The sequence below is a fragment of the Lentibacillus salinarum genome (assembly GCF_042679865.1).
GTDB lineage: Bacteria > Bacillota > Bacilli > Bacillales > Amphibacillaceae > Lentibacillus > Lentibacillus salinarum.
Map to the genome: position 1 here is coordinate 12,488 of NZ_JBHTNH010000005.1, position 18,500 is coordinate 30,987.

Genomic DNA, 18,500 nt, shown 5'->3' on the forward strand with positions numbered 1-18,500 from the left:
CTGGAAACTGCTGAAAAAAACTATAGATAGGCGTTAAGCGAGGTGAAAAGAATGAGTAAGATTAAGGTAGATCGGTTAACGAAAATATTCGGGAAGCGACCGAAACAGGCTGTCAAATACCTTGAAGAAAATAAATCGAAGGATGAAATCCTGGAATTAACGGGTATGACAGTGGGCGTTAATCAGGCTACATTCGAAGTTGAAGACGGTGAAGTCTTTGTTATCATGGGTTTATCCGGAAGTGGTAAATCCACACTTGTCCGTATGCTCAATCGCTTAATTGAACCAACTTCAGGCGATGTGTGGCTCGAGGATGAAAACATAACAAAAACGAATAAGGACGAACTGCGGCGTTTGCGCAGGAAAAGAATGAGTATGGTATTCCAGAATTTCGCATTGCTGCCGCATAAATCAATCATCAAAAATGCTGAATACGGGCTGGAGATCCAGGGGACTGACAAGGAAGAACGGGAAAAAAAGGCCCGTGAGGCCCTGGAACTGGTTGGTCTGGGCGGCTACTTGGACAAATATCCAAGTGAGCTTTCCGGTGGTATGCAGCAGCGTGTCGGATTGGCGAGAGCACTGGCCAATGATCCGGATATTCTTTTGATGGATGAGGCATTCAGTGCGCTGGACCCATTGATTCGGAAAGATATGCAGGATGAATTGATGGATTTGCAGCAATCGGTACACAAAACCATCATCTTTATTACACACGACTTGAATGAAGCGCTTCGGATCGGTGACAGAATTGCCTTAATGAAAGATGGCAGCATCGTACAAGTTGGTACGGCTGAGGAAATTCTGATGGATCCCGCCAACGATTATGTTGAGCGTTTCGTTGAGGATGTCGACCTTGCCAAAGTTCTTACGGCCGGTCATGTGATGAAACGTCCTGAAACAGTGACGGTTGACCGAGGGGCCAATGTTGCCTTGAGACTAATGAAGGAGAGCGGCATTTCAACCATCTATGTGGTTGACAAAAAACAAAAACTGCTCGGCTATGTGACGGCCGATCAGGCAGCAGCTGCTGCTAAGGAAAGTAAAGGACTAGAAGATATTCTGACAGGTGAAATTCCGACTGCGCATCCGGATACATTGCTGTCTGATCTGTTCGAACCGATGGCTGATGATAAAGCGCCACTTTCTGTTGTGGACGATTCAGGTAAGCTGGTGGGCATTGTTGTCAGAGGATCTGTAATTGGTGCACTCGCTGGTAATGATGAAGTGCTGAATGGAAATGGAAATGGGGGTGATGAGACAGATGGATAACTCTGGAACACTCTTACCCAAACTTCCATTAGCTGAATGGATAGAAGCGTTAGTCGACTTTTTGACTAGCTCATTCTCAGTCGTATTTGATTCCATATCTGCGGTTCTCGGATTTATTACGGAGAATTTTGTGGTAGTGCTCGGGATTGTCCCACCACTACTATTGATTGTCATCATTGCACTGCTTGCATGGTGGGTTGTGAACTGGAAACTCGGTCTTTTTGCACTCATTGGTCTTGGCCTTATCAACAACCTTGGTTATTGGCCGGAAACATTAGAGACGGTGGCACTTGTTATTGTATCGGTTGTCATTTCGATGATCATCGGGATTCCATTTGGTATTTGGATGTCACAGAAGGGTTCCGTACAAGCGGTTATTACACCGGTCTTGGACTTTATGCAGACGATGCCTGCATTTGTTTACTTGATTCCGGCGGTCGTCTTCTTCAGTCTGGGCATGGTACCGGGGGTCGTGGCAACCATCATCTTCTCCATGCCACCGACTGTCAGGCTGACAAACCTTGGTATCCGACAGGTGGACCAGGAACTGATTGAAGCGTCCAACGCGTTCGGTTCATCAACCGGACAGAGACTGTCGAAAGTACAGATTCCACTTGCCATGCCAACAATCATGGCAGGTGTTAACCAGACAATCATGCTTTCATTGTCAATGGTTGTTATCGCCTCGATGGTAGGGGCACCCGGCCTTGGTACGGTCGTTTACAGGGCTGTAACACAGGTTGCAATTGGACCGGGCTTTGAAGGTGGACTATCCCTTGTAATTCTTGCGATGCTGCTTGATCGCATAACGCAAGGGGCAAGTAAAGATTAAGCATGTTCCCGGGTTATCTGCATCATCTAATGATGCAGATTCCCGAACATATAAATTATTACATCTAAGGAGGTCAATTTCTTATGTTTAAGAAATTTAGATTTTTAGGCTTAGCCGCAGCCCTTGTGCTGGCAATTACGTTAGTCGCATGTGGCGGTGGAGATAGCGAAGACGACAGCGGTGAATCCGCTGACGACGGTAGTAATGGCAATGGCGGTGAAGCAAGCGGTGACGCCATTGAACTTGGCGAAACTGAACTGACTGTCCCATATGTCGCTTGGGCAGGTGCACTCGTGCGCACGCCACTTTTGCAAATAGCACTGGAAGAAGCGGGCTATAACGTTGAGGCAACTCAAGTTGATGCTGGTCCGATGTGGACGAGTGTCGCTGATGGTTCGGCTGATTTCATGACAGCTTCTTGGCTTCCGGCGACTCACCAAAACTATTGGGATGAATACCAGGAAGATGTTGAAGTGATTGGTGAATTTGTAGCGCAGGCGCCGCTAGGATTAACCGTTCCATCTTATATGGATGTCGAGTCAATTGAAGACCTGAAAGGCAATGAGGAACTGGGTGAAGCAGTCGATTGGACCATTACTGGTATCGACCCAGGTGCAGGTGTTATGGCGAGCACGGAAGAAGCAATTGAGAACTATGGACTTGAGAATTGGGAACTGCAGGAAAGCTCTGAAGGGGCCATGCTGTCAGAACTGCAAAGCAAAATTGATGATGAAGAGCCAATCCTTGTTCCGGGTTGGAAACCACATTGGAAATTTGCAGAATTGGATCTGAAAATGCTGGAAGATCCTGACGAAATTTATGGCGGTGAAGGTGACCGTATCGAAGCTGTTGCCAACCCTGAATTCGAGGAAAATTCACCAGGCGCTTTTGAAGTCGTACAACGCTTTACAGATGATTATAATGAAGAAATGGAAAATGAGCTGCTGGTAGCCGTTAATGATGGTGCCAGTGAGGAAGAAGCAGCACAGCAATTCCTCGACGATAATCCGGATCTTCTGGAAAAATGGACAGAAGGTATCGGTGAATAAAAAACCGAATCTATTCGTAAAAAAGCTGTCTCATGTAAATGAGCCAGCTTTTTTTTAAGAAGTTGAGAGTGTCTGAAAATCGGAAGAGAGGGATTACTTTTCAAACGGCCGAATTAAGGATGAAACTGGCTACCTTACCTATTCCTTCCAATCCGACTTCTGACCCCTGGTATCTGAAAAGACACGTCAGCGTTTTTTCTTATGGACGGTGCCAGCCATCTGACGTTTCTAAAACCGAACATACAAAAAACGCCCCCGTATCCGTAGCTACAGATATGGGGGAGATACATCATAATGTTTCGTGTTTATGTTTTCTTGCCTTCCTGGAAGTGAGGCGGCTCGGGTATATTCACGAGGTACATGAAAATCGTCAGTTTCTTACTTTATCCTCCAGGTCTTTTAAACTTGATTCAATTTGTTCGAGGTATTCATGAATGTTTTCCTGATGGGGTTCCACCGTTTTTTTCCATTCTTCCACTGAATTTTTCATTTCCAGTGTCAATTCCTTTGCGAGAACGGCGCCCTCTTTGGACGTTTCGGTAAGTTGATTTTTCAATTGTAAGCCATTATCCGTCAGTTTTTTAAACAAATCTTTTAACTCAATACGCTGTTCTTTTGCGCGGCTGCGCAAGCTTCTTCCCGATTCTGGCGTACTTAACAGGGCCGCAGCGGCGCCTATGGTGCTTCCTGCCAAAATCCCGAGAAAAAATGATTTTCCCCTTGCCATATGCTGAACGCTCCTTTCAAAGATTCCATATATCTCCTTTAACAGGCCGTGGCATCCCACTGAATGACGTTTCACTTTACCTGTTTCCAGTTTGTCATCTGCAAAAACCTGTTCAGTAAAAGTCATTTTAAAAAAATCCTCTGACAAAATAAATGTGCCAGAGGATTGCTGTCGCGCGTCTTGTTCTAGGTGGTGGTTAACGGTTGTGCCTGTTTTAAAATGTTTTGAACGATCGGATAAACAATCATCATGAATGCTGTGTTCAGGGCAGCTGCCGGCAAAACAATGGTTGCAAACAATAGAGGGAATGCCCCTTCCATTAACCCGATGATATAAAGCGCCAAAGTTAAAAATATTGACCCACTGATCATGGTACCGATAGCCGTTAGAACAGGAACATTGATTTTAACGTTAATCCGATCCTTCACTAGCAATAACAGTGCAAAGAATACCAGTCCTGTAATCGGCTTATCGATCACGTTGGCAATCTGTCCGCCTGGCGTTTGCGTTGTCAGGGCGGAAATGACGCCTGCTGCGATCGATACGACCAGTACATACTTTGCTCTCGGAAATAACATAATACCCAAAAACATCATGGAAAGCAACATGTCAGGCTTCATTCCGTAAATGAAAGGCGGAATGACAAAATGCAATACGGCACCAATCCCCAGTAACAATGATAATAGCACTAAAATTCTCGTATTCATTTTTACCTCTCCTCTTCTCAGCTGAGCTAATTTCATTTTCCAGCTGTGCACTCCTGCCAGCCGCGAAAATCATAATGTTATTATAACAGAATAACACGCAAATAAACAGTACTAATTTTCTAACAGGTTGTTTAGTACAAATCCAAACGTAACAAATTAAATTTCTGTGCTAATTTCTTTAGCAATCTGCTGCAGGTCGTCCTGTGAATAATCATCTGAATGCACCTGCCAGTTGGATGAGAAGCCGTCATTTTCATCATAACGTGGCAGCAGGTGAATATGCAGATGGAATACCGACTGATCGGCGAACTCCCCGTTATTGTTTAACAAGTTCATGCCCACTGGTTTATACGCTTTCTTGATGGCATTTGCGATGGTCGGAATACGTTCAAATAGTTTGGCAGCAACTTCCGGTGATGTTTCATAAATGTTTTGTGTATGTGTTTTAGGAATCACCAGTGTGTGGCCTTTCGTTACCTGGCTGATGTCCAGGAATGCGTAGACGTCTTCATCTTCATACACTTTTGCTGACGGAATTTCCCCATTGATGATTTTGCAGAAAATACAATCCTCATGCGCCATGCCAATCACTCCTATGTATGCTTTTATTCATTGTATATATAATCAGGGGCGAAAGTAAAGCAATCTGATTAGAAAAACCCGCCACTCGCTTCGTGTTAAAGCGCATGTCTAAGGACATCCTGGCGTTAAAAAAAAGAAACAGGCCGGGTCCACGTTTTAAGTGAACCGGCCTGCTTTAAGAAGCAAGAGGATGACAAAGCATCTAACGTTGGGGACTTTGTCTTCGTTATCGCATCATCATTCATGCGCTAACAAAAACCGATTTGTCAGCATCCCAAATGATTGGGACGATCCGGCAAAAGGGTTTAAGCATTAGATGGTACATTAAAGACCTGTGCTTTGCATCACAAGACGCTTGGCTTTTGATCTTTCCTGTCAATCACCTAATTATCGATCACAAACACCTCATTTGTGTGTCATGCGAAATTACATGATTTTGTTCATCCTCTTCGCTTCATTAAGTAGTGTTAACGGGAGATGCTTTTTTATACATACAATGTGAGCAAAAAATTTTATAACAGCCTGTTACATTCCGGACACCGTATTTAGCTGATCCATCTGCGACGTGAGGTACACTGCAAGTCACTGACTGGCGATGACGCTGTTGTTAATTTGTCGAAGAGTTTACTTTGGCATGATCAGGCAAACATGGTAAACTTTTAACTAAGTGAAAATTGGGAGGAACGCTTGTGGAACCTTTGTTACATATAGCAGATCTACATGGCGGCTACACGCATAAAAACGTGCTGCACGGCATATCATTTGATGTTTTCCCGGGAGAGATTGTCGGTCTGATCGGGCTTAATGGCGCCGGGAAAAGCACGACGATTAAGCACATTATTGGCCTGATGCAAGCCAAAAAGGGCACGGTTGCGGTCAATGGTAAGACATTTCAGGAAAATCCGGATACGTATCGGAATCAGATGGCCTATATTCCGGAAATGCCGATTTTGTACGACGAACTGACGTTGTATGAGCATCTGCGGCTGACGGCAATGGCCTATGATATTCCTGAGGATGTATTTGAAAAAAGGCTGCCGCCGCTCTTGGAAGCGTTCCGGATGGAAAAACGGCTGAAATGGTTTCCGACGCATTTCTCCAAAGGGATGCGGCAAAAAGTCATGATTATGTGTGCGTTTTTAATTGAGCCGCCGTTATATATTGTGGACGAGCCATTCGTCGGCCTTGACCCGCTCGGCATCAAATCCTACCTGCAACGAATGGATGGTATGAAAGCAGCAGGCTCAGGGGTGCTGATGTCGACGCATATCTTGGCGACTGCTGAACGGAATTGTGACCGGTTTGTCATCTTGCATGATGGGCACATCAGGGCAATCGGCACATTGGAGGAATTGCGCAGTGATTTTAACATGCCAGCTGCCACACTAGATGATTTGTATGTGGAACTGACAAAGGAAGATAGCCATGTTTGATTCGCATGCATTTTTTAAGCAGCGTTTTGCGGCCCACCTGAAAGAGCTGAGCCGCTACCTGCGCTATATTTTTAACGGGCATATTGCGGTTGCCATGCTGTTTTTTGTTTCGGCCGGCGCTTATTATTATCAGCAATGGCTGGCGGAACTGCCGGAACATTTCCCGACAGCGCTGATCATTGGTGTGACATTTGGTCTCCTGGTCAGTTATAGCCCGGTTCGAACGTTAGTAAAAGAGCCGGATCTCGTGTTTCTGATCGCTGCTGAACATAGAATGGGCCCTTATTTCCGTGATGCTCTGATCTACAGCTTTGTTATCCAGCTTTATTTGATTCTGCTGGCCGGCGCTGTGTTTGGTCCGCTGTATTCTGCTTCCTTTCCGGACCGTCCGGGAAATGCCTATCTGTTGACAGTGTTTGTGATGCTTATCTTTAAAGCGGGAAATCTGATTGCCAATTGGTGGATCCTGAAAATCAGGGAGCCTGGGGTGCGGCAGATTGATCAGACTGTACGCATTTTCTTGAATACGGCTGTTTTCTATTTCCTGATTCAGGGTGAGATGCTTTGGGCCGGCATTACAACGCTATTGTTTGCACTCGTATTTTTATATGATTTAAATGTTTCCCGTAAACAGCCTGGAGTTGTCTGGGATCTACTGGTGGAAAAAGACCGAAACCGAATGCAGGCCTTTTACCGGATGGCGAATATGTTTACGGATGTGCCTCATCTGAAAAATCGCATCAAAAGCAGATATTGGCTAGTATCACTTGTCAGTAGGGTGCCCTTAGCCAAAAGCCGGACATTTGATTACTTGTACCGGATTTCCTTCGTACGGAGCGGCGACTATTTGGGAATGTATGTGCGGCTGATTGTACTCGGCGGATTGTTCATTTACTTTGTGCCGAATGTGTGGATGAAACTATTGTTCGCTTTGCTGTTTTTGTATATGAGCAGTTTTCAGATGATGACCCTGTACCACCAGCACCGGACCGTTATGTGGCTGGATTTGTATCCGGTTAATATTGGGGTACGGCGAAGATCACTGCTCAAATTGCTGTTTCAGCTGACGCTTATTCAGACGATCCTGTTTGCACTGGTGTTTTTGTTTATGCAGGAATGGAGTGGGATGGTGCTCGTGCTGACCGGTGGAACAGTGTTCAACTATCTGTTTATGCAAGGATATGTTAAAAAGAAAATAGCGGTATAAATAGGGGAGGCTGATCCATTTTTGGATCAGCCTCTTTTCTGGTCAATGCTGTTTTTGGTATGCAAAATAGGCGGAAATAAGCGTTTTGGCTGCGACCGGTATTGCCCGCTCATCAATATCGAATTTCGGGTGGTGGTGCGGGTAGTGGTGCCCTTCTAATTGTGCCCCCGTGAAAAAGTACGCACCTGGTTTTGCCAATGTGTAATAGGCAAAATCCTCGCCAGCCATCACCGGTTTTATTTCTTCAGCGGTTTGGATGTCATCGACATGTTTCGCTGCCTCGAGCACCAACTCCGCTTCTTTGGGATTGTTAACAAGAGGCGGATAGCCTTTTTCGTAATTGATTGAATAGGAGGTGTCATTGGCGACAGAAATGCCCTTCACGATTTTTTCCATTTCATCAATAACCTGTTCTTGGATGTCCCGTTTTAAATAACGGACTGTGCCAACAAGCCGTGCTTTGTCAGCAATTACGTTAAAGGCATTACCGGCTTCAAATTGGCCGATCGTGATGACTGCCGTTTCCAGCGGATCCAACCGCCTTGAAACAATTTGCTGCAGCTGGGAAACAACTTGGGTACCAATCGTGATCGCATCTTTTGTCTGATGTGGGTAGCCGCCGTGCCCGCCCTGGCCTTGAATCGTAATTTCAAAACGGTCCGGACCAGCCATGAAGACGTCTTTGGATGTCTGCAGCACCCCGAATGGTGTTGTCGCCCATAAATGGGTTCCGAAAACGGCATCAACATTGTCAAGTGCACCGGAGTCGATGATCGGTTTGGCCCCGCCTGGTGCATATTCCTCTGCATGCTGATGCAAAAAGACAATCGTGCCCGGCAGGTCGTCTTGAAAATCCTTCATGGTTTTGGCAAGTGTCAACAGTGATGCGGTGTGCCCATCGTGACCGCACGCGTGCATGACACCGTCCACTTTAGACTTATAGGGGGCATCTTTTTCATCCTGGATCGGCAAGGCATCGAAATCAGCCCTGAGTGCAACGGTTTTACCTGGCTTACCACCTTCAAGGGTCGCAATAACACCGTTGCCGCCGACGTTTTTCTGATAAGGAATACCAAGCTTCTCGTAAAAATCGGCAATATATTGAGCTGTCTTCGTTTCCTGAAACGACACTTCCGGATACTGGTGCAAATAACGGCGGATCTTAACCATCTCCGGGTACAATTCATCCAGCCTGTTATGTATAGCCTGTAACATTGAAAGGCCTCCTTCAGCTATTTTCCGACTATTATAACATGGTTTGGAAGCAGCATGCCGGATTGGAGGCCAATTGGTAGAAAGAAAGTTGGGTGAACCAGGCGTTACAGGAAAAAACGCTGACGCGTCTTTTCCAGATGTCAGAGGGTCAGATGTCGGATTGGAAGAAATCGACGAATTAGCCGATTTCGGTATTGAAAAGATCGTCCAAATATACGCTTATCCTTCGAAAAAGGCTGTTCCAATATGTGGTTTGGAACAGCCGTCGTTTTTTTAATGAACTCTCGGGTCAGTCAATAACCGTTGAATTTCTTCCTCATGATTAGTTTCATCGGCAATCATATCTTCCAGTTTTACAACAAGCTCCGTGTAACCTAACGTCTCGGCCTGTTGTTTGCGTTGTTCGTAACGTTTAATGGTATCTTTCTCAGCTTCAAGTGATGCTTCCAGTAAATCTTTCACATCTGTCGGCTGCGGTACGTCAGCGGATTTTGTTGTCGGTATTCCGCCTAACGACTTGATTTTTTCGGACAGGTATAAGGCATGCCCCATTTCGTCATTGATTTCACTTTCGAAAAAAGGTTTCAATGCCGACCGATATAATCCCGAAACAACTGAAGCACTGTACGTATACTGGATTGCTGCCGCATATTCATGGGTCAAATCTTCATTCAAGCCATCAATCAGATTTTGTAACTTCTGATCCATCATATATCCCTACCTTTCAAGTATAATTAGAGCACGTCATTATTATTCCCTGCTTTATTTTTTTGAAACTTAAGTGAATCGTATTCAGCAGGGCGTTCCATTTTTCAACTTTGAAAATGAGAAATGTATCGTCTTTTACAGTGGGAGAGAATAAAGTATGATGAGTTCAGGAGGTTATGAACGTGTGGAATCGACGACACACTATGTTGTTATTACTGGTGATCGTACTTAGTGTGATTGGTATCTGGATCGGACGCATTATAAGCGGCCGGATCATTGTTGTTGATCAGCTGACGCGGGGACTTGTCGACCAATTGGCGGATACGTATTTCTATACGGTCTTCCGCTGGATAACTGAATTAGGCTCTGGTACATTCCTTACCCCGTTTACGGTTATTGTGGCCTTTATCGTATGGCGGTCCTTCCGGGATTGGCTGCCAGCGTTGGTTTTCGGTCTGGGCACGCTTGGCAGTCACGGTCTGAACGTGCTTATTAAACATCTCGTCGCCCGTGAGCGGCCAAGCATCTTCATTGCCGCCAATGCGGAAGGGTTTAGTTTTCCCTCTGGCCACGCCATGATTCCAATGGTCTGTTACGGTCTGCTCGCTTACTTTCTGACGAAAAAAATCACCTCGTCAAAAAGTGTATTCATCATCCAATTCAGTTTGGCATTGCTTATTTTTCTGATTGGGATCAGTCGTTATGTGATTAATGTCCATTATTTAACAGATGTCCTGGCCGGCTTTGTGTTCGGCTTCCTCTACTTAATCGGCATAATTATTTTATACGAGAAGCTGCAGTCGGTACGGCGGAAATCTCCGACCTGAGACTGAGGCGAAAACAGGCTGGAGCCAATTATGTATGGCAGGACTATTTTGTATAATGGGACCACGATGTTTAATAGTGCGTGTTTAAAAAGGAGCATGAAAAGGATCGGTTGGCTAGGTTCGCAACGACAATCGCAAACGCCGACACCGGCACGTCCTGTGCGTCGAAAGTTCGGCGGCGACGTTTTGATGGGCGGGCTTCCACAGGATGTGGTGATTTCTGCGATTGGCTGTTTTAGCAGAAGAACCCGATCGATGTGTCATTTTCACCGGCCTTTTTGAACAACCTTTAATGGGATGGTTAAGGTGATGGAAGGGGGAAGCTGGTTGGTACGTTATATGCTGGCAGTTATTCTGATAGCAGCCGGTGCAGCCCTTGTGCTGGCTAATATCGGGATTATAGATTTTAACGTCGACAACGCATGGTTTTATATTTATCCGATTTTATTGATTGGCTTTGGCATGAAATGGATGGCTGACCGAATCAGACAACAGGGTGGCAGCTGGATTTTTGGGTCGTTTTTCTTTATCTTCGGTTTGTTGTTGCTGCTTGACCGGTTTAGCGTGATCATGTTCCATTTTGACGACGTCTTTAAACTGTGGCCGCTCCTGATTGTGTATGTTGGGTTTTCATTTATCGGGCGTTCCAGAAGCCATCAGCAGTCATTTGCCCGTCGCAGGAAACAAAAGAAAATGAAATACGCCGGCGGATTTGATTCGTTTACGGTTGGTACCCATGAGTACAATCAGCCTAATTGGAAGGTCGAACCGATGAATTTAAAAAATATGGCCGGTGATTTTCATCTGGATTTTTCCAAAGCATTCATCCCGGAAAACGAAATTCCGATTGCCATCAAATCTCTGGCTGGTGATGTTCATATCGTCATTCCCGGCAATCTTGCTTTCCGGATTGATGCTTACGTTAAAGCTGGTGAAATGGATATTATTGGTCAGGTACAGGAAGGGATTAACCGGGATATCACATATGAAACACCGGATTATGATCAAGCCGTCCAGAAACTAGATTTGTTCATCGATCTGAAGGCAGGCTCGATTAAAGTGGTCAATGTGTAAGGGGGGGGGACGCATCAATGCTGAGAAAACTGAGTGGTATCCGTTATGTGGCTATTCGGTCCCATTTGTATGCGGTATTCTTGACCACCGTTCTGGTTTTGTCCGGCTTGCTGATCATTCATGTGTTGTTTTCACCTGATTGGCTGACGCTGACGGGCATTGTGGCGTTTATGCTGTTTTACATATTGTTTGGCTTGGCGATTGCCTTTTATATCGGGTTTCAATCTGGTGGTGACATAAAAGAGCGGCTGGATGACCTGTCTGTTTTGATTACACAGTTTGCGAATGGCCGCTATGATGCCCGAACTGATTTGGATGAGCGTGATGAAATTTCGAGAATCAGTAACGAAATGAATGAACTTGGCGAAAAGCTGCAGGCTCAGGTGAAATCGCTCAAACGGATGGCTGATGAAAAAGCTGATTACGCCAAATCCGCCCACAAAGCTGCGGCGATGGAAGAGCGGCAGCGGCTTGCTCGTGATTTGCACGATGCGGTCAGCCAGCAGCTGTTTGCCCTGACGATGATGTCGGAGGCGGCCGTTAAACAGCTTGATAAACAGCCCGCTGTTGCCAGATCGCAAATCGGGGAAGTGGCGGCAATAGCCTCAAAGGCACAGACCGAAATGCGGGCACTGCTTTTGCACTTAAGGCCGGTTCATTTATCCGGTGACCCACTCCCGGCCGGGGTCAGAAAGCTGATAAATGAACTGGAGCAGAAAACACAGTTGAATTTTTCAGTGGAGATGGACGATGCGCTAACCTTGTCCGAGACGGTTGAAGAGCATCTGTTTCGGATTATCCAGGAGGCATTTTCCAACACGCTGAGGCATGCGGAAGCGACCAGCGTTAAATTGGCCATTACCCTGCACGCAAATGAGCTGTTTTTACATATTCGTGATGACGGGCGGGGGTTTAAGGCGGAAGACGATATTAACCGCAAGACGTCGTATGGGCTTAAAACCATGAAGGAACGAACGGATGAACTTGGCGGAACATTTACGGTCAGGTCGAGCGAGGGAGAAGGAACTTACATTGATATTCGTATTCCGTGTTAGGGGAGGAGGCATTTTCGATGATTCGGGTAATGGTGGTTGACGATCATGAAATCGTCCGAAAAGGGATTGTCGCTTATTTGCAGACAGACGATGCGATTAATGTTGTCGGCGAGGCATCCGGAGGTGATGAAGGGGCTGGCCTCGTTTTGCACGCCGAACCGGATGTCGTACTGATGGATTTGATTATGGATAATGGCAGCGGTATTGATGCGACGGAAAAGATCATGAAAAGGCTGCCGGCCTGCAAAATTATTATTCTGACAAGTTATTATGATGATGAACAGGTTTTCCCTGCGCTTGAAGCGGGGGCGTTCAGTTATCTTTTAAAGACAGCTTCTGCATCGGACATTGCTGATGCGGTCAAAAAAGCAGCAGCTGGTGAGACGGTGATTGAGCCGAAAGTGGCCGGAAAAATGATGGCCAGTTTCCGGGGTGCTGAGAAAAAAAAGCATGATGAGCTGACAGAACGTGAATTCGAGGTTCTACTGTGCATTGGTGAAGGATTGACGAACCAGGAGATCAGTGACAAATTATACATTGGCATCAAGACGGTCAAAACACATGTCAGCAACATTCTCGGTAAATTGGACGTCCATGACCGGACACAGGCAGCCGTGTACGTTCACAAAAATGCCGTATTAAAGCAGACGGATTAGCTGTCTGAAGACTTCCTTTTTGCTTTTTGGCTATTATGGAATGTATAATACTTACGAAAAGTAACATGAGAGGTTGGGCATATGGAAAATACAAAGCATGAAACAGTCATGATCGTCATCTGGGCACAGTCGCTTATTGCGGCGTTGGGAAGTCTGTTTTACTCGGAAGTCCTGGGCTATGTACCATGTGAACTGTGCTGGATACAGCGGATTTTAATGTATCCGTTAGTGATCATATATGGGACTGCTCTGGTAAAAAAAGATGTGTCCATGGCACTGCCTGGCTTGATTTTAAGCGGAATCGGGATCGTTGTTTCGGTTTACCATTACCTGGTGCAAAAATGGCCAACGTTACAGGATGCCGGTGAAGCATGTGGTGTCGTTCCGTGTCATACGGCATACGTTAACTATTTTGGGTTTGTGACGATTCCTTTTCTGGCTGGTATGGCGTTTATGATTATATTCCTATTACATTTGTTGTTGTGGAAATCGGGGAGGCGTTAATTTATGCAAAAGAAAATGCTGATCATAATTGGATCGGTTATCGTACTGTTTGCGGCACTGTACTTTGTGATTGATTATAAAAACCAGCAGGCAATCGGGGATAATGACAATCCATATGGGAAAGATGATCTGGAACAGGCGACGGTTGATCAATTGGATGATCCGAACTATCAGAATCAACTGTTACCGGAGGAATTAAGTGAAAAACTGGACAACGGTGAAGATATGGTCGTTTATTTCTATGATCCAACATGCCCGCACTGTCAGGAATTGACCCCCAGGTTGGTTCCGTTGACGGACGAAATGGGTGTCGATATGAAAAAACTGAACCTGCTGGAATTTCAGGATGCCTGGGGACAGTATGGCATTGAAAGCACCCCGACCCTTATTTACTTTGAGGATGGTGAAGAAGCGGATCGAATCAATGGGGCACAGCCGAACGACATGTTCAGAGCCTTTTTCAATGAATATGTGGTTGACGATTCCGGGGAAAATGACGAACAAGCAAGCTAACGTTTCTGGCTTGCTTGTTTTTTATAATAAGATAAGCAACGATAAAATGTTGGGCGACGTTTTCAATACCGAAACCGGCTAACCCCACCTATTTCTTCAAGTCTGACTTCCGGCCTCTGACCTCTAGAAAGACGAGGCGTAAGCCGAGTTTTTCTTAGCGTCTAGTCATCCATTTCGATCATGTGGTAGCTTGTCACAAATGGTCTGTCCAGAAAGTATGCCGGTGGTTTGACGTCACTTCCGTCCTTATGTGCCTGCTTAAATTGGTCCGAATGCTTCCAGTTGTCAAAATCAGCCTCGGAAGCCCATTGGGTCATAACCACATACGTATCGCCTTTTTTCGGTCGCAATAAACGGAAGGCTTGAAAACCGGGCATTGATTCGACACCCTGCTTTCGTTGTTTGAATTTGTCTTCAAATATCGGTTTGCCTTCATCCGCTACCGGAATATTATTCATGACGACAAACCCGTTTTCTTTTAATGTTCCACTCGTGGTCACTGTTTCATATGTCCTTCCCGAGGCAAAGATGCTTTTCTTGTGGTCGCCTTCATAGTAAACGAGTGTGCTTGTATTTTCACGCATAAAGAAAAAATCGATAGCTGGATGTTCGGCCGGCAGTTTTCTCAGGAAGTCGAATGTCCCTTTGGTCATATAGGCATTCATGAAAATTCCCCCTTTCAAGTCTACTCTTAGTTTAACATACCCGTTTGTTAAAACCATTAACCTGATTAAAATGATTATTAATTAATAGTGTATATTATTCTTTCGTCAGCGCAAAAATTGTCGTATACTGTTTTTGAGGTGAATTCCTAAACGATGAAAAAGCTAAAATGGCTGTCGCTTTCATTTATTTTCCTGCTTGTATTGGGCATCATCGGCTATGCTGTCATCGTGTTCGGTGGCGGCCTGATTGTTGATGAGGATGATTTGATCCTTGATGCCACAACGACGATTGAAACAAGTGATGGCGAGGTCGTCGGCAAGCTATACGATGAGAACAGGGTGCCCGTTGCGCTTGATGACATACCGCAGCATGTCCAGAAGGCATTTATAGCGATAGAGGACAGACGTTTTTATGACCATGCCGGGGTTGATTTCATTTCAATTGTCCGGGCTGTTTACCGGGATATAGTGGCTATGTCCAAAGTGGAGGGCGGCAGCACGATTACCCAGCAATTGGCGAAAAATTTGTTTCTCTCTAACGATAAGACATGGATGCGCAAAACAAAAGAGTTAATGGCAGCCATTCATTTGGAGCGTCATTTGTCGAAAAACGACATTCTTGAATTGTACCTGAATGAAATTTACTTTGGTAACGGTGTATATGGTGTTGAGGCAGCATCACGGCGGTTTTTTAACAAATCAGCTACCGATTTATCCCTGACAGAAGGTGCGCTGCTGGCGGGGTTGGCGAAAGCGCCGAATGGCTATTCGCCGATCAATCATCCTGACAAAGCGGCGCATCGTCGAAACGTCGTGCTGCAGGCGATGACGGACACAGAGGTGATCTCGGCAGCAGAACGTTCGGAGGCGCAAGCGGAAGCGGTTGACCTCGATGTACAGACATATGAACCCAAACCGTGGGCAGCAAGTTATATCGATTTGGTGTTAAAAGAAGCTAAGGATAAATATGAATTGTCCAGTGATGAATTACGGCGCGGGGGTTATCGGCTTGTCGTGAACATCGATTCAGATATCCAGCAAATGGCCTATGAAAAATTTCGGGATGATGATTATTTCCCAGGTAATACTGAAGGGGCTGAAGGTGCCTTCGTGATGTTGGAACAGGATTCGGGAAAAGTCGCCGCTGCTATCGGGGGGCGCGATTACCAGCTTGGTGATCTAAACCGGGTGACCGTGAACCGGCAGCCAGGATCAGCGATCAAACCACTTGCCGTCTATGGGCCTGCCATGATGCAGGAAGCCTATCAGCCATACACCTTAATCCCGGATCAAAAAACTGAAATTGCCGGTTATAACGCAACGAATTATGATGATCAGTATGCCGGTGCGGTCTCGATTTATGATGCACTTGTTGCATCTAAAAATGTACCGGCGGTCTGGCTATTAAACGACATCAGCATCCCCTATTCGAAAGACTATTTAGCAAAACTCGGTATGCCGATAGAAGACGAGGGGTTGGCCATCGCATTGGGCGGATTATCAGAAGGCGTGACACCGTTGCAAATGGCAACTGCTTTCCGTGCTTTTGCAAACGGTGGTGAGACGGGTGAGGCATTTGCCATTGAACAGATTATAGATCGGGACGGTACTGTCATTCACGAAGGTAAAACAAGTGACGCTGAAGTGTTCAGTCCGCAAGTTGCCTGGAATATGACAGCCATTTTGTCCACTGCTGTCACAGAAGGAACGGGCAGTGCGGGCGAATACGCCAAGGCGTTGGCGGGCAAAACGGGGACGACACAGCATCCGCACGTTGACGGGGAAGTAAAAGATGCCTGGTTTACAGGGTTTACACCCGAATATGTCAGTGCCATGTGGATGGGTTTTGACACGTCTGATGACACGCAATATTTGACGGCGGGAAGTGAGATGCCGACGAAACTGACCAAAGCTATTCTAGCGGATATCGATGATCAGAAATCACTGGCAGCCTCTTTTGATAAGCCGGCGAATGTGACAGCACTGCCGGAACCGATCGATTTGCCCAGGGATATAACGTTACATGGGGATTATTCGTTTGGCGGCTTCTCCTTGTTCGATGCCAAACTGGAGTGGACAGAAGCTACGGACGAACGCGTTATTTATCGTATCTACCGAGAAGAAGAAGGCCTTGACAAACGAATCGCGGAAGTCGAGGGTGATAACGAATATAAGCTTGACCACATCCGAATTTTTGGATCAACGCGTTATTATGTCGTACCGTATGACCCACTGACAAAAACAGAAGGTCAACGATCCAATACGGTTGAGTTGTCCATGTAGGCCTGTATGAAACAAGCTTTAAAAACCAGCCATGTAATTGAGACAAATTGATGACAATCCCTGCTGTTTTCTATACAACGCCATGGAAAATCGCTATAGTAAGAGTAGCGCGTGTGCATACACTGTGAAAAGGGTGAAGTTAGTGACAACACGTTTTAATGATACAATTTTGCAAGCATATAAAGGTAAAAACATCAATTATACACCTACCTGGTATATGCGCCAGGCAGGCAGGTCACAGAAAGAGTACCGTAAGCTGAAAGAAAAATATTCATTGTTTGAGATCACACACCAGCCGGAACTGTGTGCCTATGTCACCAGGTTGCCTGTTGACCATTACGGGGTTGATGCGGCGATTTTATACAAAGATATCATGTCACCGCTGCCGGCCCTTGGTGTCGACGTGGAAATTAAGAAAGGCATCGGCCCGGTGATCGATAATCCGATCACAAATTTTCAGGATGTCGAACGCTTGGGTACCATCAATCCGGAACAGGACGTGCCGTACGTCCTGGATACTATCCGGCTTTTGACGGAAGAACAGTTGAATGTTCCGCTCATTGGCTTCAGCGGGGCGCCATTTACATTGGCAAGCTATATGATTGAAGGCGGGCCGTCAAAGAATTACAGTAAAACGAAGGCGCTCATGTACAGTCAGCCAGATGTCTGGTTTGCGTTAATGGATAAATTGGCAGACATGACCATCACCTATGTGAAGGCACAAATTGCTGCTGGGGCCCGGACCATCCAAATTTTTGATTCGTGGGTTGGAGCGTTGCATGCAGAAGACTACCGTTATTATATCAAGCCGGTCATGACACGCATTTTTTCGGAATTGCAAACAGAAAACGTGCCATTGATCATCTTCGGTGTGGGCGCGCGGCATTTACTGCCGGAATGGAATGACTTGCCGGTGGATGTGATCGGACTTGATTGGCGCACGTCTATCACTGAAGCACGGCAACTGGGGGTTACGAAAGTGCTGCAGGGTAACCTGGATCCGACTGTTTTGCTTGCCGATTGGCCAACAATTGAGACAAAAACGAAGGCAATACTGGATGAAAGCATGAACGATGGCCGACATGTCTTCAATCTGGGACATGGTGTCACACCGGATATCAAACCGGAAACACTCAAAAAATTAACTGAGCTTATTCAGACGTATTCGAAACGATAATTTGAAAGTGATGA

The 18,500-nt window shown here is 45.8% G+C and carries 20 protein-coding genes; 14 read left to right on the forward strand and 6 right to left on the reverse strand.

Going from position 1 to position 18,500, the window contains the following annotated elements; all coding sequences use genetic code 11:
• The first annotated feature begins 51 nt into the window (after positions 1-51).
• From ACFQ4A_RS04750 to ACFQ4A_RS04760, 3 genes are all read left to right on the forward strand, one after another.
• The gene (locus ACFQ4A_RS04750; protein WP_382398107.1) at positions 52-1,272 is read left to right on the forward strand and encodes a quaternary amine ABC transporter ATP-binding protein; all 1,221 of its coding nucleotides are present in this window, start codon (positions 52-54) and stop codon (positions 1,270-1,272) included.
• Positions 1,265-2,104 carry an ABC transporter permease gene (locus ACFQ4A_RS04755; protein WP_382398109.1) on the forward strand — a complete coding sequence of 280 codons (840 nt, stop codon included), beginning with the start codon at positions 1,265-1,267 and terminating at the stop codon, positions 2,102-2,104. Before ACFQ4A_RS04750 ends, ACFQ4A_RS04755 begins: the two co-directional genes overlap by 8 nt.
• Before the next feature lie 83 nt (positions 2,105-2,187).
• Complete coding sequence (locus ACFQ4A_RS04760) at positions 2,188-3,153, forward strand: glycine betaine ABC transporter substrate-binding protein (RefSeq protein ID WP_382398111.1); 966 nt, start codon at positions 2,188-2,190, stop codon at positions 3,151-3,153.
• Positions 3,154-3,523: 370 nt separating this feature from the next.
• Here ACFQ4A_RS04760 and ACFQ4A_RS04765 read toward each other — a convergent pair whose 3' ends face one another.
• The 3 genes from ACFQ4A_RS04765 to ACFQ4A_RS04775 all read right to left on the reverse strand — a co-directional run bounded on the left by ACFQ4A_RS04765 (position 3,524) and on the right by ACFQ4A_RS04775 (position 5,169).
• A complete protein-coding gene (locus ACFQ4A_RS04765; protein ID WP_382398113.1) occupies positions 3,524-4,006 on the reverse strand; it encodes a YtxH domain-containing protein in 483 nt (160 codons plus the stop codon).
• A 59-nt stretch (positions 4,007-4,065) separates the two neighbouring features.
• Positions 4,066-4,587, reverse strand: coding sequence for a tryptophan transporter (locus tag ACFQ4A_RS04770; protein ID WP_382398115.1), 522 nt, complete (start codon positions 4,585-4,587; stop codon positions 4,066-4,068).
• Positions 4,588-4,743: 156 nt separating this feature from the next.
• Complete coding sequence (locus ACFQ4A_RS04775; RefSeq protein ID WP_382398117.1) at positions 4,744-5,169, reverse strand: HIT family protein; 426 nt, start codon at positions 5,167-5,169, stop codon at positions 4,744-4,746.
• A 689-nt stretch (positions 5,170-5,858) separates the two neighbouring features.
• Between ACFQ4A_RS04775 and ACFQ4A_RS04780 the strand changes: the two genes are divergently transcribed.
• Together ACFQ4A_RS04780 and ACFQ4A_RS04785 are read left to right on the forward strand one after the other, a co-directional pair.
• Complete coding sequence (locus ACFQ4A_RS04780) at positions 5,859-6,602, forward strand: ABC transporter ATP-binding protein (RefSeq protein ID WP_382398119.1); 744 nt, start codon at positions 5,859-5,861, stop codon at positions 6,600-6,602.
• Positions 6,595-7,809, forward strand: a complete 1,215-nt coding sequence (locus ACFQ4A_RS04785; protein WP_382398121.1) for an ABC transporter permease — start codon at positions 6,595-6,597, stop codon at positions 7,807-7,809. The genes ACFQ4A_RS04780 and ACFQ4A_RS04785 overlap by 8 nt, the downstream gene beginning before the upstream one ends.
• Positions 7,810-7,851: 42 nt before the next feature.
• Here the strand turns inward: ACFQ4A_RS04785 and ACFQ4A_RS04790 are convergent, their stop codons facing one another.
• Entirely contained in the window at positions 7,852-9,024 is a 1,173-nt protein-coding gene (locus ACFQ4A_RS04790; protein ID WP_382398123.1) for a M20 family metallopeptidase, read from the reverse strand.
• A gap of 73 nt (positions 9,025-9,097) precedes the next feature.
• Between ACFQ4A_RS04790 and ACFQ4A_RS04795 the strand changes: the two genes are divergently transcribed.
• Positions 9,098-9,301 (forward strand): hypothetical protein, encoded by a 204-nt coding sequence (locus tag ACFQ4A_RS04795; protein ID WP_382398131.1) that lies wholly within the window; start codon positions 9,098-9,100, stop codon positions 9,299-9,301.
• On the opposite strand, the gene ACFQ4A_RS04800 is transcribed toward ACFQ4A_RS04795, so the two are convergent.
• The gene (locus ACFQ4A_RS04800; protein WP_382398133.1) at positions 9,298-9,732 is read right to left on the reverse strand and encodes a ferritin-like domain-containing protein; all 435 of its coding nucleotides are present in this window, start codon (positions 9,730-9,732) and stop codon (positions 9,298-9,300) included. The genes ACFQ4A_RS04795 and ACFQ4A_RS04800 overlap by 4 nt on opposite strands.
• Positions 9,733-9,914: 182 nt before the next feature.
• On the opposite strand from ACFQ4A_RS04800, the gene ACFQ4A_RS04805 reads away from it, so the two are divergent.
• The 6 genes from ACFQ4A_RS04805 (at position 9,915) to ACFQ4A_RS04830 (ending at position 14,361) form a co-directional block, all read left to right on the forward strand.
• Positions 9,915-10,559 carry a phosphatase PAP2 family protein gene (locus ACFQ4A_RS04805; RefSeq protein ID WP_382398135.1) on the forward strand — a complete coding sequence of 215 codons (645 nt, stop codon included), beginning with the start codon at positions 9,915-9,917 and terminating at the stop codon, positions 10,557-10,559.
• 327 nt (positions 10,560-10,886) lie between these two features.
• Positions 10,887-11,633 carry a cell wall-active antibiotics response protein LiaF gene (gene liaF / locus ACFQ4A_RS04810; protein WP_382398137.1) on the forward strand — a complete coding sequence of 249 codons (747 nt, stop codon included), beginning with the start codon at positions 10,887-10,889 and terminating at the stop codon, positions 11,631-11,633.
• Positions 11,634-11,650: 17 nt separating this feature from the next.
• Positions 11,651-12,688: a sensor histidine kinase gene (locus ACFQ4A_RS04815; protein WP_382398139.1), complete on the forward strand. Its 1,038-nt coding sequence runs from the start codon at positions 11,651-11,653 to the stop codon at positions 12,686-12,688.
• 17 nt (positions 12,689-12,705) lie between these two features.
• Positions 12,706-13,344: a response regulator gene (locus tag ACFQ4A_RS04820; RefSeq protein ID WP_382398141.1), complete on the forward strand. Its 639-nt coding sequence runs from the start codon at positions 12,706-12,708 to the stop codon at positions 13,342-13,344.
• 81 nt (positions 13,345-13,425) lie between these two features.
• Positions 13,426-13,848 (forward strand): disulfide oxidoreductase, encoded by a 423-nt coding sequence (locus ACFQ4A_RS04825; RefSeq protein WP_382398143.1) that lies wholly within the window; start codon positions 13,426-13,428, stop codon positions 13,846-13,848.
• Between the two features lie 3 nt (positions 13,849-13,851).
• Entirely contained in the window at positions 13,852-14,361 is a 510-nt protein-coding gene (locus tag ACFQ4A_RS04830; RefSeq protein WP_382398145.1) for a thioredoxin family protein, read from the forward strand.
• A gap of 161 nt (positions 14,362-14,522) precedes the next feature.
• On the opposite strand, the gene ACFQ4A_RS04835 is transcribed toward ACFQ4A_RS04830, so the two are convergent.
• The gene (locus ACFQ4A_RS04835; protein ID WP_382398147.1) at positions 14,523-15,026 is read right to left on the reverse strand and encodes an antibiotic biosynthesis monooxygenase family protein; all 504 of its coding nucleotides are present in this window, start codon (positions 15,024-15,026) and stop codon (positions 14,523-14,525) included.
• Between the two features lie 153 nt (positions 15,027-15,179).
• On the opposite strand from ACFQ4A_RS04835, the gene ACFQ4A_RS04840 reads away from it, so the two are divergent.
• Both ACFQ4A_RS04840 and hemE read left to right on the forward strand, forming a co-directional pair.
• On the forward strand, positions 15,180-17,309 hold the full coding sequence (locus tag ACFQ4A_RS04840) for a transglycosylase domain-containing protein (protein ID WP_382398149.1): 2,130 nt from the start codon (positions 15,180-15,182) through the stop codon (positions 17,307-17,309).
• 142 nt (positions 17,310-17,451) lie between these two features.
• Entirely contained in the window at positions 17,452-18,486 is a 1,035-nt protein-coding gene (gene hemE, locus ACFQ4A_RS04845) for a uroporphyrinogen decarboxylase (protein WP_382398151.1), read from the forward strand.
• The last annotated feature ends 14 nt before the right edge of the window (positions 18,487-18,500 follow it).